The following is a 14,882-nucleotide window of genomic DNA, read 5'->3' on the forward strand; positions in this document are numbered from 1 at the left end:
GCGTAATCGCTTTTCCTTTTTAATTTGAATATGGAGTGGCTATACCGGAAGAAATAGAGACTGTTTTATTATTCGTGTTTATTGTCGCTGTAGCTCCAAGTGGAATACCGATGTTTGGATTTATATGTCCAATTGGTAAACCGAATAGGACCGGTATATGATATGGTGCGAAATATTCATATAATATTGTTTGCAATGATTGAGATGGCTTTGAAGGAGTGCAGTCGTGACAACTTGTGAAAATAACGCCCCTACATTCATTAAACTTTCCAGATAAAAGTAGCTGATTTAACATACGGTCAATGCGGTACGGTTCTTCACCAATGTCTTCAAGTAATAAAAGTGTATTGTCCGTATTTATCTCGTAGGGCGAGCCAATTATACTTGTTAACACAGCTAAATTTCCTCCAACTAACGTACCTGTAACTGTACTGTGAGAGCTAGGTACGATACATTCTGATGCAGATAAAATGGTTGAATACGGATGGAATAGCTGATTGAAAGAAGATAAAGAAAGAGAATCTACACCTTTCCCTAATTCTTCAACCATTGGGCCATGAAATGTCACAAGCTTTGCATAACGTGAAACAGCAGTATGTAAAGCTGTAATATCGCTATATCCCCAAAAGATTTTAGGGTTTTGCCGAATGATTTCATATTGAATGTGAGGGAGGAGACGAGCACTTCCGTAACCACCTCGTGCACAGAAAACGGCCTTCACTTCATTATTTATAAATGCTTCATGTATATCGTCAAGCCGAACTTGATCACTTCCGGCTAAAAATCCATATTTCTCGTAAACACTCTTCCCGATTATTACGGATAACCCCATCTCTTGTAATATATTCACACCTTTTAATACATTTTCGATTGTAGGTGGACCAGATGGTGCAATGATCATTACTGTATAACCTTGTTTTAATGCATTTGGATAAATCATTAAGCTCAGCCTCCTTCTCTTTCAATATATTCGCTTCATATGAAGTTCAACCCTTGCAAAAGCAGGGGAAAGCTTATCAAATAAAGAAGATATAAAGGAAATAGGAGGGGAAATGATGTTTACAAGTCGAGTAACAGACATATTAAAAATTGAGTATCCCGTTGTTCAAGCCGGTATGGCAGGCGCGATTACGACGCCAGAACTTGTTGCAGCAGTAAGTAATAGCGGAGGATTAGGGACGCTTGGAGCGGGCTATATGAGCCCAGAACAAATTCGTGAAGCGATTTATAGAATAAGAGAACTAACAGATAAGCCTTTCGGTGTTAATTTACTTGTAACGAAAGAGATACAAATAGAAGCAGAGAAGGTAAATGAGGCGAAAGTATTACTAAGCGGAGTGAATAGAGAATTAGGTATAGAAGTAGAAGGAACGTTAAAGCTTCCAAAAAGCTATAAGGAACAATTACAAGTGCTATTAGATGAAAAAGTACCGGTCGTTAGCTTTGCATTTCAAACGTTAGAAAAAGAAGAAATAAATGATTTAAAAAGAAGTGGAATAAAAGTTATCGGAACAGCTACCCATGTGAAGGAAGCGAAAGTACTTGCTGAGCTAGGAGTAGATATTATTATTGGGCAAGGTAGCGAAGCAGGAGGGCATAGAGGAACGTTTATTGGGAAAGAACGAGATGCTATGATTGGTACTTTTGCGTTAATATCTCAGTTAGTAGGGGTTATTCCGCATATCCCAATTGTCGCAGCAGGTGGTGTAATGAACGGACAAGGGCTTGTTGCGGCATTGGCACTAGGAGCAGAAGGTGTTCAAATGGGATCGGCCTTTTTAACAAGTGAAGAGAGTATTACGCACGATGTGTATAAAGAAGCGGTTTTACATAGTACAGATACGAGCACAACTGTAACTCGTGCGTTTTCTGGGAAATATGCGCGGGGTATTCGGAATGAATTTATAGAGAGACATGAAGGAAAAGAAGAAGGGCTGCCGATGTATCCAGTGCAAAACGTATTAACTTCTAAAATACGCCAAGAGGCAGCGAAGCAAAATAAGGAAGAATATATGTCACTTTGGGCAGGACAGGCAGCATCATTAGCTCGAATCGAATCAGCTCAGCATGTAGTGGAGCGAGTTATGAAAGAAGCAGAGAATGCAATCGAACAATTACAAAATATATACAAAAAGACCACTTGAGTAATTCAAGCGGTCTTTTCATTAGTTTGCTTTATAAAATTGTTGGATGGCTTCGTCGATGTAAACCCAGCCTTTCCAACCTAAGTGCATATGATCTTTTAAGAAGTATTTATCGTATTCATGATTTGAGAAGTCGGCAATTGGATAACCAGCTTTTTCAATTTGCTCATGAACTTTCTTATAGTATGCTTCGCGGCGTTCTTTTGGGAAGCCAGCGTAGTCGTACCAAGGACCTTTGACAGGAACAGAAATGAAGAGTGGTTTTGCACCAGATTGTTTTAATAAATCAAGTACAATTTGTAAATCTTCATATTCTGGCGATTGGTCATAAGCATCATTTTTTAAGTAACCTTCACGTTGCTTTAATTTTTTCTTAATTTTGCTATTGAAGTAACCATCTTCGATACCATATTCATTAGATCCAGATTCTGCTGCACCTGTTTGATCCGCATGTTTACGAGCCTCTTCCCAGTTCATTTGTTTTAATGAAGGGTCAAGCTTCTCTTTGTGCGGTTTAATATTAAACATAGCTGTAAATAAATCTTTACGATCTAAAATGTTACGGTAAATATAAGCGAAAGGTTTAGCAGCAAGTGCTTTTACTTTATACTTCGTATCATCATAAGCGATACCTTCAAGCGAGATTTTTAATAAAGTTTCTTTTTTTACAATCTCAAAGTTTAATAAACGCTTTGCAATTTGTTTTTTCATTTCAGGTTTTAAATCATTGTTGAAAATGAAGTGGTAACCTTGTTGTTTTGAAAAGTTAGGTGCAAAGTGCGTCTCGTCAATACCTTGTGGTACAAACCATTGCGGAGAAAGAACGAATACCATTTTCTTATCTTTCAATTGATCCATTGTAGATGCGAAGTTTAACACATGTACAAGGTCTTGTGTTCCGCCGCGTCCAAGAAGGAATGGCGTAAATCCTTCAGGCTTTACTTTAAAATAATTAGATGGATGGAAAGCATCCATACGTGCGAATTCCGATGAACCGTACATCGGAAGATATTTTGGATCTGCTAACATCTTTTGCTGTAAAATCATACTTTGAATTTTTTCTTCTTTTAAAGAAGTAGCAGCTTGTTCTACTTTTTCATCACTTAAAAGTGGAAGTAGGAAGCGTGTTGGAATAAGTAAGAATACAGCAAAAAGGGCCAATGCTAAAAGCATCGGACCAAATTTTGCTTTGTTCATCGGATTTCTTCCAACTTTTTAATAACCATGTTTGGTGTAGCCCACTCGTCACGGTCAAAATCAGAAATAGAAACTTCAATATCTAAACGCTCTTGGAATTCAACTAATAAAGATACTACAGCGAAAGAATCAAGGATACCTTCCTCAAATAATTGAACATCTAAGTTTTCTTTCACAATATCGTTTTCACATACTTCTTCTAAAATATCTAATACTTGCTCTTTGAATTCTGCCATTTTTAAAATCTCCTTTATATCCGAAATTATTATATGTGCAACTTCTTAATGGAATAAGAAGGGTGCATTAAAAGTATCTGTTAAGGTGTCCAGAGAAGATTAGGAAACCGAAACATACAACGTGGAACGTAATTACAATCGCAAGGACGTGTGTAAATTTATTGTTTGGCCAAAACTTATGCTTTTTGTTTTTTCGTTCGAAAATATCGAATAAAATGAACAGTGCGGCATGATAGAGACCATAAATAACATATTGTGCAACAGCGCTTCCTTGGATGTGCCAAATTCCCATAATGAAGAAGTTTAAAAATGCACCGATATACGAAATTGTGTAACGGTTCTTAATTAACTTTTTCTTCGTTGCAAAAAAGACGAAACGCATGTAAATAAAATCACGGAACCAGAATGATAAACTCATGTGCCAGCGGTTCCAGAAGTCTTTAATATTACGACTAAGGAATGGCTTATTAAAGTTTTCTGGCGTTTTAATTCCCATCATGTAACTGATACCAATTACGAACGCACTATAACCTGCAAAGTCAAAGAATAATTGCATGCTAGTAGCGTACATAAAAATCACATTAGATAAAAGTGTATCTTGATTGGCGAATACGGCCTTTACAAGATATGTTGTTATCAAGTGTGCAATTATAAATTTGTACAGAAAACCTTGGAAAATACGGTTAAGTCCTGTATATAGTAACTTTTGATATTCTTCACCGCTAGGTGGCTTTTGAATATCTTTTTGGAATCTACGGTAACGATCAATAGGTCCACTTGAAATCGCAGGGAAGAATAAAACAAACTCCCAGAAATTAAAGAAGGAAAGTTCTTTAATTAAATTATCACGAACTTCAAAGACCATTTGTACAGCTCTAAATGTTACGTAAGACATACCTGCGAAAACAATAAAATGTAATTCAGGTACAAACGGTGCAATTTTTGCCAAAATAAGAGGCAAAATCGATAAAATAACAGCTATGCAAAACATGAATGTACTATTATTTTGTTTTCTTAAAATTAAATAGCCTTTAATTAGGGCATATTGCCAAATAATAAATGCGGCTAACATAATCGCTTGCTTCGGTTTATCTGAGAAGATAATAGCAATCATGACTAATGTTAATACTGCATTATATTTACGCAACATTTTACCTTTTAATCCAGCTATGATAGTAGGTATTAATAAAATGCCCACTATAGCGAAAAAATAAAATGATCCATATGCGGTCATGCTGTAACCTCACTCAATAATTTTTTGCGATCTACCTTTCCATTTGGTGTCATTGGAATAGAAGATTGATACATGAATTTACGTGGAATCATGTAGTTTGGTAATCGCTCATTGAGTTCTTTTTTGATTGCAGATGTTAATTTGAATTCTTTTTCAAATGAATGTTCTCCAGGAACAACAACCGCTAATAAATAATCGTATTTTTCACCTTTTTTAATTGGAACGATAACTGCACCTTCTACGTAAGAACACGCACGAAGGTGATGCTCAATTTCTTCTAATTCCATTCGATAACCATGCAGCTTAATTTGGAAATCAAGACGACCATTATAGAATAGAAGACCATTTTCAACATAGCCAGCATCGCCTGTTTTATAGGCGCGCTCACCGTCAATCATAGTAAATGCTTTTTCTGTTAATTCAGGGCTTCCTAAATATCCAACGCTTACGCTTGGACCGACAATTACGATTTCGCCTTTTTCACCATCAGGTGCAATCGTACCATCTTCTTTCATAATAAGAAGGCGACAGTCTGATTTACAATAGCCAACTGGAAGTGATTTGTATTGATCAAGCACTTCTTCTGTAACGTGAATACCTGTTACAGCGACAGTAGCTTCTGTTGGACCGTAAGTATTCATAATTGTTGCTTTCGGGAAACGCTCAATTAATTTTCTAGCCACTTCATTTGGTAACACTTCACCGCAGAATAAGAATGTTTTCATGTTCGGTAGCATACTCTCAGAGAAAGATGCTTCCATTAAACACATTTCAGCGAAAGAAGGTGTGGAAGTCCATACTTGAATATCCGATTGCTTTAAAGAAGCAAACAAGTCTTTTGGACGCGCAATCATATCTTTATCGATTGCCCAAAGTGTACCACCTGTTACTAATGATGGGTAAATATCCATTACAGATAAATCGAATGAGAAAGGTGCTTGATTTAAGAATACTTGCCCTGTTTGTAAGTTGAAATCTTCTACAGCCCATTTTGTAAAGCTAACAAGGCAGTTATAAGTAATCTGAACCCCTTTCGGATTACCTGTGCTTCCTGATGTGTAAATAATGTAGAAGTTCTCATCACCTTTTACCGCATGTTCAGGATTTGGAGTGTTCCCTTTATGAGTAAAGAAAATATCTTTTAAGTTGTCTTCACTTACGATGCGAACTGGTAAATCAGTTACAGTTACTGCTGTTGCCGATAAAAGTAATTTCGCACCAGAATTTTCAGCAATACGTTGTACACGATCAGCTGGGATAGATAAATCTACAGGAATGTAAGCATGTCCAGCTTTTACACATCCTAAAAAGTTAATAATCATTTCAGGTTGCATATGGCCATACACCATAATTGGTGAACGATCGTCTGGATACTCAGAAGAAATCCAATGTGCTAACGCATCAGAATCTTCCTTTAATTGTTTGTACGTAATTTTCGCATCTCGCCAAACAAAAGCGGTTTGATCAGGCGTTTCTGCAGCCCACTTTTCAATTTGTTCTAATAACTTCATAACGTTCCCACCCTAGAATTCATTGTAAATAAATGTACTTGTGTTTGTATCATGGAATCCATACAACCAAAGTAATGCAAATAAAATTGCAAGATAATAAACCGTCTTTGCAACCCATTGTGTGAGTGGTCGAGACCATATCTCTTTTAATCTTTCCATGTCTTTCCCTCTCTTAATGAAATAATAGCTCTTTGTAGGTATCATGTCCTACATTATTGTGAAAAAAACAAAATCCCACATTTTAGGTAAAAATAAGTCAAAAGGCTCTTTTTTGATATTAGCACTAAATACTAAAAAAGAAAATCCCTAACTTAGCAATTATATTACATTCAGCATGAATTTGTAATGGGTTTGACATGTAAATAGAAAGTGGATTGTGTGAATACATAAAAGTGGACTATAAGAATACGTAAAAATACAGTATTTGTTTTTATTAATCATTCAAGACGGAGTAAACTTTTAAATTTCTAGTTCTTTTGAAAAGGAGGAAATTATCATGAATAGAGTGTGGAAGAATCTAATTTCGGAAGAAAATATCGTGAAATGGAGAAGGCACTTCCATAAGTATCCGGAATTATCATTTCATGAAAAAGAAACTTCGCAATTTATATATGATACATTATGCTCATTTTCTTCTTTTGAAGTAACGAGACCGACGAAGTATAGTGTACTAGCAATTAAAAGAGGTGTGAAGCAAGGGAAAGTAATTGCGATTCGAGCTGATATAGATGCTTTGCCAATTCAAGAGGAGACAAGTAAATCTTATACATCTGTGAATAAAGGAATGATGCATGCATGTGGGCACGATGCTCACGCAGCTATTTTATTAAGCACAGCAGAGGTGCTATCAAATATAAAGGAAGATTTTGCAGGTGAGATTCGTCTATTCTTTCAGCACGCAGAAGAGGTGTATCCTGGCGGGGGACAAGAAATGGTTGAGGCAGGTGTAATGGACGGTGTTGATTATGTAATAGGTTTACATGTTATGTCTGGATTAGAAAGCGGAAAGATAGGAATTGCGTATGGGCCGATGATGGCGGCACCAGACGTATTTACAGTTGAAATTCAAGGCAAAGGAGGACATGCGGCGCGGCCAGAAGAAACGATAGACCCTATTGCTATCGGAGCACAGATTATTACAAATTTACAACATATCGTATCAAGAAATACGAGTGCTTTTATGCAAAGGGTTATTTCAGTTACACAATTTCATGGGGGAACGGCTGACAATATTATTCCTAGTACAGCAACTTTAATGGGAACCGTTCGTTCATTTAATCAAGCATTGAGGGTGGAAGCAGAAGGGAAAATCGAGAAAATTGTGAAAGGAATTACAGAAGCACATGGAGGATCGTATACATATACGTATCGATATGGATATGATCCGGTTATTAATGATGAATATATTACGAAAATAGTAGAAGAAAGTGCACTACATTTGTTTGGGAATGAGCGTGTTGTGAAGCTTGAACCTTCTATGGGTGGGGAAGATTTTTCAGCATATTTAAGAAAAGCACCCGGTTGTTTCATTAAATTAGGAACAGGTAATGAAAATATATATACTTGTTATCCACATCATCATCCGAAATTTGACGTGGATGAATCAGCATTAATTTGTGGAGTGGAGTTATTTTTAGAGACGACTATAAGATTACTAAAATCATAGAAAAACAAAAAAAGGCAACTGCACTCTATTGCAGTTGCTTTTATTTCTTTCCGTCAGAGAGGGCTGAGAAAGAACTATGCTCATTCATAGTATATGAATAGCTAACGGACAAGCTTGTACATTTTAATCATTTTTTTAAAAATAGTTATTGACATTGATAATCAATGTCAATTAATCTAAATGTAGTTGAAATTGATAATTATTATCAATAGGATGGATGCGACATGTTAATGAGAAAAAATTTTCACCTTCTGCGGAGGGGATTAAAAGATAAAAATAAAGATAAAGATGTTGATCAGCATATGGAATGGCAAAGAAATGTAATTCGGTCTGAATATGTAGATGAGAAGAAGAGCATTCAAACAGAAAAAGAGATACAAAGTAAAGGGAGAGGTTCAGTTGAGTAAGTTAGTAATGATTTTTGCAAGTATGAGTGGAAATACCGAGGAAATGGCTGACCACATTGCCGGCGTAATTCGTGAAACAGAAAATGAAATTGAAGTTATTGATATTATGGATTCACCAGAAGCTTCTATATTAGAACAGTATGATGGAATTATTTTAGGTGCATACACTTGGGGAGATGGTGATCTTCCTGATGATTTCTTAGATTTTTATGATGCAATGGATTCTATTGATTTAACTGGGAAAAAAGCGGCAGTATTCGGATCATGTGATTCGGCTTATCCGAAATACGGAGTGGCAGTTGACATTTTAATAGAAAAGCTACAAGAGCGCGGGGCAGCAATTGTGTTAGAAGGACTAAAAGTAGAATTAACGCCAGAAGATGAAGATGTAGAAAAATGTATACAGTTTGGAGCTGAATTTGTAAAATACCTTTCTTAATGGCAGAAGGGAGATGAAGAGCAAGTGCATGAGAAAATCTCAATCAAAACGATGACAGATTATCATTTGTATGATTTTATGCGTTGTCCGCATAAATTTTATTTTCGTCATATAAAAAGAAGAGAACCTTCTTCATTTGAATGGCAACAAATAGCACAAATGATTGTCAATCAAATTATTAACGAGTATTACATGCTACCTGCGGGTCAACAAACGAAAATTGTACTTTTAATATTAATAGAAAAGTATTGGAAAAAAGTAAGGATTAATATGTTTGCTTCGAAGACGGAGTACTATATTGTATTAGCGAAGCTAACGGATCACTTATTACAGTTTGTTGAAAAGGATGATAGTCAGACACCACCATTGTTTTTATACGAGAAGTTTCAAACATATATGGAAGAGTTAGGTGTCCACATGTCATTGACATTTGAAGTTGGTGAGTGGAGTGCTGAGTCGTTTGTAATTAAAAAGTATGTTGTCGATGCAGATGAGGAAATGCTTGCTCTTTGTCAGAAGCTAATGACAGTATTCGGTTATAAAGCTTTCGGCGTTCTTCCAGGAAAGATTGAAGTTATTAATTTAATAGAAGGAACTAAGTATGAGTACATTCCGAAACAGGAAGATATTATAACTGGAATGGCTGATTTATCTAGAATGAAAGAAATGTTGCAACAACCTGAGCATTATACAGAGCGTCATTTTCGTTCTGAGTGTATAAGTTGTGCATTTCGTAGTGAATGCCAAGGGGAAGAAGTAAAGAAAGAAGCGGAGCAGAAGAAAAATATCGTACATTAAAGGATGCAACTTTGCATCCTTTTTTGTTGTTGACATGAAAAGCTTTTCATCATTTACCGTATATTTGTAGCAGATTTTAATAAAGGGAGGAATAATCAATGAAAGATGAAACGAAAGTATTTCAATGGTTAAAAGAACAGAATGCTCCTTTTGAAATTCAACTGCAAATTTTACAGGCATTTCAATTGTATAAAGTCATTGTTGAAATGGATAAAAAGTTAATGTTGTATGAGGAGAGAGTATATAGGGAGAGAATGTAATCTCATCCCTGTAATCTCATCCCTGTAATATCGTTTTTAGCTGTTCTGTGCCTGTAATGAATTCGAGTTTATTCTCTGACTCAAAGTTATAAATAATATTATGTAGTAAAGGACTGTATTGATAAAAGATAGTAATGCGATGAATGAGTAATGGATCATGATGAGAAATAAGTGTACTGTACTGTTCATATACAGATGTAGTAAACTCATGTCCGAAATCATAATATAGTCCTGCAAAATCAAAAGCAGGATCGCCAATTTGCGCATCACCAAAATCGATAACACCTGAAATGCTTTTGTTATGCTTGTTAAATAAAATGTGATGATGAGTAAAATCAGCGTGAATGATTGTATTTTGAAAAGTGGATGTAGCTAAACATGCAAAGAAATTTTCAAATAAGCGATTTAAGGCTAGTTTCTGTAATGAAGTAAGGCTAGTAGTGAGATATTGGTTTAATTTTGTTTGTAGCTCTTTCCAGTAGGTACATGTTTTTTCAATAGGGAAACATAGCGTTGTAACTTGGTGTAAAGGAATGCTATGTAGTACCGCAAGGAAAGTAGCTAATTGTGTAATAATTGCTTTCAGCTCTGGATCCTCCAGCGTGGCAACTGTGTCTGTTTTTAATGGTTCACCATGAATGAGAGTATAGTAACTACAAAGAGGAACCTCATCAGATTCATTTTTATAAATTAGGTGATATTGTGGAACTTCGATTTCTTGTAGTGATTGAGTGAGAATTGCGCATAGTTCTTTTTCTAACGGAATTCGCATCGCATATTCCTGTTTTCGTGGGAAACGAAACAATAGCTCATCATTTACTATAATTGCTACATTATCCCATCCTTCTTCATTTTGTTTATATGAATGTATAGAAAGATTAGGCAAAGCTTCTTTTATATAATGTTTGTAAGAGTCCATAATTGTTCCTCGTTTCTAAGTTAAGTTATTCCACTTTATGATATCAGAATTTTCTTTCTATACGTTAAAATATAGCTATCATTATGAAGAAGGACGGGAGTATTACGAAAAAAAGACTGTTAATCAGTTCTCTATGTATCGCTTTTGTATTGTTTTGGTCATATAAAGAGGAGGTTTTTGCTACCTTTAAACCGATTGATCAGTACGAGTTAAATAAGGAGTTAAAGAACAAAAGTATAGAAAATTTAACTCATAATGAAATGAGAAAGGTAGGAGAGCATTTTGTGACCGAGCAACTATCAGTGTTTGGGTCTACTAATAAAGAAGATGTGAAACGAAAAGGTGAAGAACTATTTTTAAATAGAGGGTATGAACAATTAATGGGAAATTATTATCCAAATCGTTTTCGAGATTTAGAGTATAAATTTACAAACGAGGAGGTACGTGAAGAGACCGATGAGAGTTTTCTTTATCAAGCTGTAGCGTACGTTGCGGGTACTGAAAATGGTAAGAGAAGTGAAATGAAATTGAATTATGAAGTGAAAATTGTAAAGGTTAATAATATATTTATGGTGCTAGAACAAAAGCAGAGCGTACAATAAAGGAAATTCATTGCTCAATAGAACATTTGGGGGGTGTATTACTTAATGCGGAATAAAAAGGCCCTCAAGGAATAAAGGGCCTTTAAAGATTTTCATTTTGTTGACCAAGTTCTTTTTGAGCAATATATAAATTTCCTTGCTCGACTTGTTTAAGGGTATGAACAGAATCTCCTGCATATCCTTTTTGTGTTTTAACAGTTCTTTTTGAACGATTGGAATCTTGTTTCTTCATATAATAGGCCACCTTTCATCAAAAATAAACGAAAATGATAAGTATGAGTAATACAGCAGCGAAAATGGTAATGCCCATTAAAAACGAAGTGTTTTTATATTTAGGTGGCTTATGTACATCTTGCCGATATCCAGGTGAAATTTCAGGGGCAAATTCTTCATCGAATGATTGCTTTTTTTCTTTGTCGTCCATATGTACCCACCTTTCTTTTTCATTATATTATACGTTACAAGAAAAAATATGCATAAAGAAAACAGCCGCTTTATTATTAGCGGCTGTTTTGTGTTGTATATTTTCGTTGTACTTGAAAGAGACGGATAAGTAGGAAGGCAGCGCCAAATGCTAGACCGATAATAAGACCGATCCAATAGCCTTTTGCGGCCCATTCTGTATACGTTGCTAATATATAACCTAGTGGTAGACCTATTATCCAATAAGCAATTAAAGTCATAATTAGAGCGACATTTACATCTTTATAACCACGCAGAGCTCCTTGTACAGGAGTTGCAATTGCATCTGAAATTTGAAATAAAATCGCAAAGATAAGAAATTCTTTTGCTAAATGATGAACTTTTGCATCTGTCGTATAAATAGAAGCAATTTGATCATCAAAGAAGTAGAGAAGAATCGAATATAATAAAGCAAAGGCAAGGGCTAATCCAATTCCAATCAGTCCGTATTGTTTTGCATTATCGAAACGTTTTGCACCAACTTCGAATCCGACCGCAATAGTCATTGCCATTGCTAAACTTAGCGGAGTCATATATAACAAGGAAGCAAAGTTCATAGCTGCTTGGTGAGCTGCAATAGTTGTCGTACTAAAATTACTCATCATAAGCGTTACCGCAGCGAAAATACTCGTTTCAAAAAAGATAGCAAATCCGATAGGGACGCCAAGCTTTAAGAATGCTGTCCAACTCGAAAGAGAAGGGCGGTATAATTGTTTGAAAATGTTGAAAGAGGCAAAAGGCTCTTTCGTCTGAATAATAATGACTGTAATAATTAAAATGCACCAATATGTTGCAGTGGAAGCAATTGCCGCTCCGACACCACCAAGCTTTGGGAAACCGAAGTTACCAAAGATTAATAAGTAATTTAATATTACGTTAATTGGTAATGATAGTAATGTAATAATCATCGTTGTTCGAGTTTTTCCTAATGCATCAATAAATCCACGTAAAACCGTGTAAGTGAATAAAGGTATAATTCCTATTGCGATAATACTTAAAAATTGAGCTGCAATACGTTCCACAGGTTCTTCTAAGCGCATGCCGTTTAAAATAGGTGAAACGACGAAGAAACCGATGAGGATAACAACGAAGCTAGCACAAATTGCTAAATAAACTGCTTGTATGACAACGTGAGGAACGTCCTCTTTTTTCTTGGACCCAACGAGCTGGGCAACAATGGGAGTCGTGGCCATTAAAATCCCTGTTAACCCAGTACTAACTGGAATCCATATACTTGTTCCAATTGCGACACCTGCTAAATCAGTTGGGCTTGCATGTCCTGACATTGTTGTATCGAAAAAGCTCATCGCAAATAATGACATTTGCGTTACGAAAATCGGAAAAAATAGTAATACAAATTGCTTTAACTTTTGTGAGAATGAAGTAGTTTCTTTCATAAAATCCCCTTTCCGTATAAAAAAACAAACTCTTACTATCATACAATTTAATCAAAGATTAGAAAAGAAATACGCGCCTACAACATATGAAACCAATAAAAAAAAGGATGCACTTTGAAAAGGGATAAGGTATTATGATAAGGTGTGAAAAAATTACATATTATTTGTTATTAAGGAGGCACTACTTGTGGCTGATTGGTTAATTGGTTTAATCATGGGTGCTGTTGAAGGGTTAACAGAGTTTCTACCAGTATCATCAACAGGACATATGATTTTAACAGGACATTTAATTGGATTTGACGATGAGAGAGCGAAAGTTTTTGAAGTTGTTATCCAATTGGGATCGATTTTAGCAGTTGTTGTTATATTTTGGAAGCGTCTATGGTCGTTAGTTGGAATAGGTAAAGTAACAGACGGACCATCGTTAAATTTATTACATATTATTATCGGGATGATTCCTGCCGGGGTACTTGGCGTATTATTCCATAGCACTATTAAAGAGGTTTTATTTGGTCCAGGACCAGTTGTTATTAGCTTAGTAGCCGGTGGTATTTTAATGATTGTTGCTGAGAAGTTTTCAAAACCAAGTACAGCAAGAACGTTAGATGAAATCACATATAAACAGGCATTTACAATTGGAATGTTCCAATGTTTAGCTCTTTGGCCAGGATTTTCTCGTTCTGGTTCTACAATAAGTGGTGGTTTATTAGCTCGCGTGTCGCATACAGCGGCAGCTGAATATACGTTCATTTTAGCGGTACCGATGATGGTAGCTGCAAGTGGCTTAGATTTAATTAAAAGCTGGGATGTATTAAGCTCAGCAGATATAACGCTATTTGTAACAGGATTTGTAACTGCATTCGTTGTTGCGATGCTTGCAATTGTTTCATTCTTGAAATTATTATCTCGTGTAAAACTAACACCGTTCGCTTATTATCGTTTCATTTTAGCTGCGGTATTCTATTTCTTCATTATGTAAAATAAAAACCTGCCGAGCTCGGCAGGTTTTTATTTTACTAATTTTTCTATCATGTTTTCCATTACATGTTCCCAAAGAGAAGTATCATCAGCTAATGTAGCACGGAAATTAGCATACATTTCTTTTTGTTTTTCTTCGAATGTTGGATCTTCTTTTTCAGGTAATGTAGCGCGCATTGAAGTTACTAATTCTTGTACTTTTGGAGCGCGTGGTCCAAAGACGGCTTGTTCATTTCCATCTTTATCAATGAAAATAAAGATTGGAATCGCACGTGCTGTTCCATTTGTTAAATATTGATCCATTAATTCTAAGTTTTCATCGCGAATTAATAAACGCATATCAATATTTGCAACTTCAGAAATTCGTTTCATAACAGGTACGCATAAAAGAGCATCGCCACACCAATCAGCAGTTAATACGATAACACGCCAGCCATCATTTTGACGTTCTTCTAATACAGGAAGTAATTCATTTGGAATTAAAAAATTATTGTAAATGTGTAGTAGCTCGTATTGGTTTACTTGCATTTCATTCACATATGTATCAAAGGACATACCTTTATCAGCCCATTGTTGTAAGTTCATAATTAACACCTCTTTAGTAAGATTTGCTTTCATTGTACCAACTTTTA

At 35.6% G+C, this 14,882-nt stretch carries 19 protein-coding genes; 8 read left to right on the forward strand and 11 right to left on the reverse strand.

Annotated elements, in window-relative coordinates; all coding sequences use genetic code 11:
• Positions 1–19 precede the first annotated feature (19 nt).
• The gene (locus MKY21_RS06945) at positions 20–940 is read right to left on the reverse strand and encodes a S66 peptidase family protein (protein WP_086392128.1); all 921 of its coding nucleotides are present in this window, start codon (positions 938–940) and stop codon (positions 20–22) included.
• A gap of 115 nt (positions 941–1,055) precedes the next feature.
• Between MKY21_RS06945 and MKY21_RS06950 the strand changes: the two genes are divergently transcribed.
• A complete protein-coding gene (locus MKY21_RS06950) occupies positions 1,056–2,144 on the forward strand; it encodes an NAD(P)H-dependent flavin oxidoreductase (protein ID WP_086392129.1) in 1,089 nt (362 codons plus the stop codon).
• Between the two features lie 21 nt (positions 2,145–2,165).
• Here MKY21_RS06950 and dltD read toward each other — a convergent pair whose 3' ends face one another.
• The 5 genes from dltD to MKY21_RS06975 form a co-directional block, all read right to left on the reverse strand.
• The gene (dltD, locus tag MKY21_RS06955) at positions 2,166–3,341 is read right to left on the reverse strand and encodes a D-alanyl-lipoteichoic acid biosynthesis protein DltD (RefSeq protein ID WP_001030268.1); all 1,176 of its coding nucleotides are present in this window, start codon (positions 3,339–3,341) and stop codon (positions 2,166–2,168) included.
• Positions 3,338–3,577, reverse strand: coding sequence for a D-alanine--poly(phosphoribitol) ligase subunit DltC (gene dltC, locus MKY21_RS06960; protein ID WP_000807310.1), 240 nt, complete (start codon positions 3,575–3,577; stop codon positions 3,338–3,340). The genes dltD and dltC overlap by 4 nt, the downstream gene beginning before the upstream one ends.
• Positions 3,578–3,644: 67 nt before the next feature.
• Positions 3,645–4,811 carry a D-alanyl-lipoteichoic acid biosynthesis protein DltB gene (gene dltB, locus MKY21_RS06965; protein WP_000127925.1) on the reverse strand — a complete coding sequence of 389 codons (1,167 nt, stop codon included), beginning with the start codon at positions 4,809–4,811 and terminating at the stop codon, positions 3,645–3,647.
• Entirely contained in the window at positions 4,808–6,322 is a 1,515-nt protein-coding gene (gene dltA, locus MKY21_RS06970) for a D-alanine--poly(phosphoribitol) ligase subunit DltA (protein ID WP_000770508.1), read from the reverse strand. Before dltA ends, dltB begins: the two co-directional genes overlap by 4 nt.
• A 12-nt stretch (positions 6,323–6,334) precedes the next feature.
• A complete protein-coding gene (locus MKY21_RS06975; protein WP_000440293.1) occupies positions 6,335–6,481 on the reverse strand; it encodes a teichoic acid D-Ala incorporation-associated protein DltX in 147 nt (48 codons plus the stop codon).
• A gap of 337 nt (positions 6,482–6,818) precedes the next feature.
• On the opposite strand from MKY21_RS06975, the gene amaA reads away from it, so the two are divergent.
• The 5 genes from amaA (at position 6,819) to MKY21_RS07000 (ending at position 9,892) form a co-directional block, all read left to right on the forward strand.
• A complete protein-coding gene (amaA, locus tag MKY21_RS06980; protein ID WP_016117462.1) occupies positions 6,819–7,988 on the forward strand; it encodes an N-acyl-aliphatic-L-amino acid amidohydrolase in 1,170 nt (389 codons plus the stop codon).
• 224 nt (positions 7,989–8,212) lie between these two features.
• Positions 8,213–8,395, forward strand: coding sequence for a hypothetical protein (locus tag MKY21_RS06985; protein WP_000929021.1), 183 nt, complete (start codon positions 8,213–8,215; stop codon positions 8,393–8,395).
• On the forward strand, positions 8,388–8,834 hold the full coding sequence (locus MKY21_RS06990) for a flavodoxin (RefSeq protein ID WP_000041152.1): 447 nt from the start codon (positions 8,388–8,390) through the stop codon (positions 8,832–8,834). Before MKY21_RS06985 ends, MKY21_RS06990 begins: the two co-directional genes overlap by 8 nt.
• Before the next feature lie 24 nt (positions 8,835–8,858).
• Positions 8,859–9,632, forward strand: a complete 774-nt coding sequence (locus tag MKY21_RS06995; protein ID WP_000544567.1) for a hypothetical protein — start codon at positions 8,859–8,861, stop codon at positions 9,630–9,632.
• A gap of 98 nt (positions 9,633–9,730) precedes the next feature.
• Entirely contained in the window at positions 9,731–9,892 is a 162-nt protein-coding gene (locus MKY21_RS07000; RefSeq protein ID WP_000651084.1) for a hypothetical protein, read from the forward strand.
• Positions 9,893–9,908: 16 nt separating this feature from the next.
• On the opposite strand, the gene MKY21_RS07005 is transcribed toward MKY21_RS07000, so the two are convergent.
• A complete protein-coding gene (locus tag MKY21_RS07005) occupies positions 9,909–10,811 on the reverse strand; it encodes an aminoglycoside phosphotransferase family protein (protein ID WP_000378975.1) in 903 nt (300 codons plus the stop codon).
• Between the two features lie 83 nt (positions 10,812–10,894).
• Between MKY21_RS07005 and MKY21_RS07010 the strand changes: the two genes are divergently transcribed.
• On the forward strand, positions 10,895–11,413 hold the full coding sequence (locus MKY21_RS07010) for a hypothetical protein (RefSeq protein ID WP_000710751.1): 519 nt from the start codon (positions 10,895–10,897) through the stop codon (positions 11,411–11,413).
• 82 nt (positions 11,414–11,495) lie between these two features.
• Here MKY21_RS07010 and MKY21_RS07015 read toward each other — a convergent pair whose 3' ends face one another.
• The 3 genes from MKY21_RS07015 to MKY21_RS07025 form a co-directional block, all read right to left on the reverse strand.
• Entirely contained in the window at positions 11,496–11,645 is a 150-nt protein-coding gene (locus tag MKY21_RS07015) for a hypothetical protein (RefSeq protein ID WP_000743742.1), read from the reverse strand.
• An 18-nt stretch (positions 11,646–11,663) separates the two neighbouring features.
• Entirely contained in the window at positions 11,664–11,837 is a 174-nt protein-coding gene (locus MKY21_RS07020; RefSeq protein WP_000341062.1) for a hypothetical protein, read from the reverse strand.
• Positions 11,838–11,913: 76 nt separating this feature from the next.
• Entirely contained in the window at positions 11,914–13,272 is a 1,359-nt protein-coding gene (locus MKY21_RS07025) for an MATE family efflux transporter (protein WP_000665550.1), read from the reverse strand.
• A gap of 187 nt (positions 13,273–13,459) precedes the next feature.
• Between MKY21_RS07025 and uppP the strand changes: the two genes are divergently transcribed.
• A complete protein-coding gene (gene uppP, locus MKY21_RS07030) occupies positions 13,460–14,251 on the forward strand; it encodes a bacitracin resistance undecaprenyl-diphosphatase (protein WP_000796256.1) in 792 nt (263 codons plus the stop codon).
• Positions 14,252–14,280: 29 nt separating this feature from the next.
• Here uppP and MKY21_RS07035 read toward each other — a convergent pair whose 3' ends face one another.
• Positions 14,281–14,868 (reverse strand): thioredoxin family protein, encoded by a 588-nt coding sequence (locus MKY21_RS07035; protein ID WP_001999429.1) that lies wholly within the window; start codon positions 14,866–14,868, stop codon positions 14,281–14,283.
• Between the last annotated feature and the right edge of the window lie 14 nt (positions 14,869–14,882).

This window comes from Bacillus sp. FSL R9-9497, assembly GCF_038005805.1.
Lineage (GTDB): Bacteria > Bacillota > Bacilli > Bacillales > Bacillaceae_G > Bacillus_A > Bacillus_A cereus.

What these genes read in the sequence shown, in the direction of transcription:
- dltC (WP_000807310.1), bottom strand. Translation starts at nt 3,577, where the DNA reads ATGGCAGAATTCAAAGAGCAAGTATTAGATATTTTAGAAGAAGTATGT.
- amaA (WP_016117462.1), top strand. Translation starts at nt 6,819, where the DNA reads ATGAATAGAGTGTGGAAGAATCTAATTTCGGAAGAAAATATCGTGAAA.
- MKY21_RS07025 (WP_000665550.1), bottom strand. Translation starts at nt 13,272, where the DNA reads ATGAAAGAAACTACTTCATTCTCACAAAAGTTAAAGCAATTTGTATTA.
- MKY21_RS06945 (WP_086392128.1), bottom strand. Translation starts at nt 940, where the DNA reads ATGATTTATCCAAATGCATTAAAACAAGGTTATACAGTAATGATCATT.
- MKY21_RS07010 (WP_000710751.1), top strand. Translation starts at nt 10,895, where the DNA reads ATGAAGAAGGACGGGAGTATTACGAAAAAAAGACTGTTAATCAGTTCT.
- MKY21_RS06975 (WP_000440293.1), bottom strand. Translation starts at nt 6,481, where the DNA reads ATGGAAAGATTAAAAGAGATATGGTCTCGACCACTCACACAATGGGTT.
- MKY21_RS07000 (WP_000651084.1), top strand. Translation starts at nt 9,731, where the DNA reads ATGAAAGATGAAACGAAAGTATTTCAATGGTTAAAAGAACAGAATGCT.
- MKY21_RS07020 (WP_000341062.1), bottom strand. Translation starts at nt 11,837, where the DNA reads ATGGACGACAAAGAAAAAAAGCAATCATTCGATGAAGAATTTGCCCCT.
- MKY21_RS06985 (WP_000929021.1), top strand. Translation starts at nt 8,213, where the DNA reads ATGTTAATGAGAAAAAATTTTCACCTTCTGCGGAGGGGATTAAAAGAT.
- MKY21_RS07035 (WP_001999429.1), bottom strand. Translation starts at nt 14,868, where the DNA reads ATGAAAGCAAATCTTACTAAAGAGGTGTTAATTATGAACTTACAACAA.
- dltA (WP_000770508.1), bottom strand. Translation starts at nt 6,322, where the DNA reads ATGAAGTTATTAGAACAAATTGAAAAGTGGGCTGCAGAAACGCCTGAT.
- MKY21_RS07015 (WP_000743742.1), bottom strand. Translation starts at nt 11,645, where the DNA reads ATGAAGAAACAAGATTCCAATCGTTCAAAAAGAACTGTTAAAACACAA.
- MKY21_RS06950 (WP_086392129.1), top strand. Translation starts at nt 1,056, where the DNA reads ATGTTTACAAGTCGAGTAACAGACATATTAAAAATTGAGTATCCCGTT.
- MKY21_RS07005 (WP_000378975.1), bottom strand. Translation starts at nt 10,811, where the DNA reads ATGGACTCTTACAAACATTATATAAAAGAAGCTTTGCCTAATCTTTCT.
- dltB (WP_000127925.1), bottom strand. Translation starts at nt 4,811, where the DNA reads ATGACCGCATATGGATCATTTTATTTTTTCGCTATAGTGGGCATTTTA.
- dltD (WP_001030268.1), bottom strand. Translation starts at nt 3,341, where the DNA reads ATGAACAAAGCAAAATTTGGTCCGATGCTTTTAGCATTGGCCCTTTTT.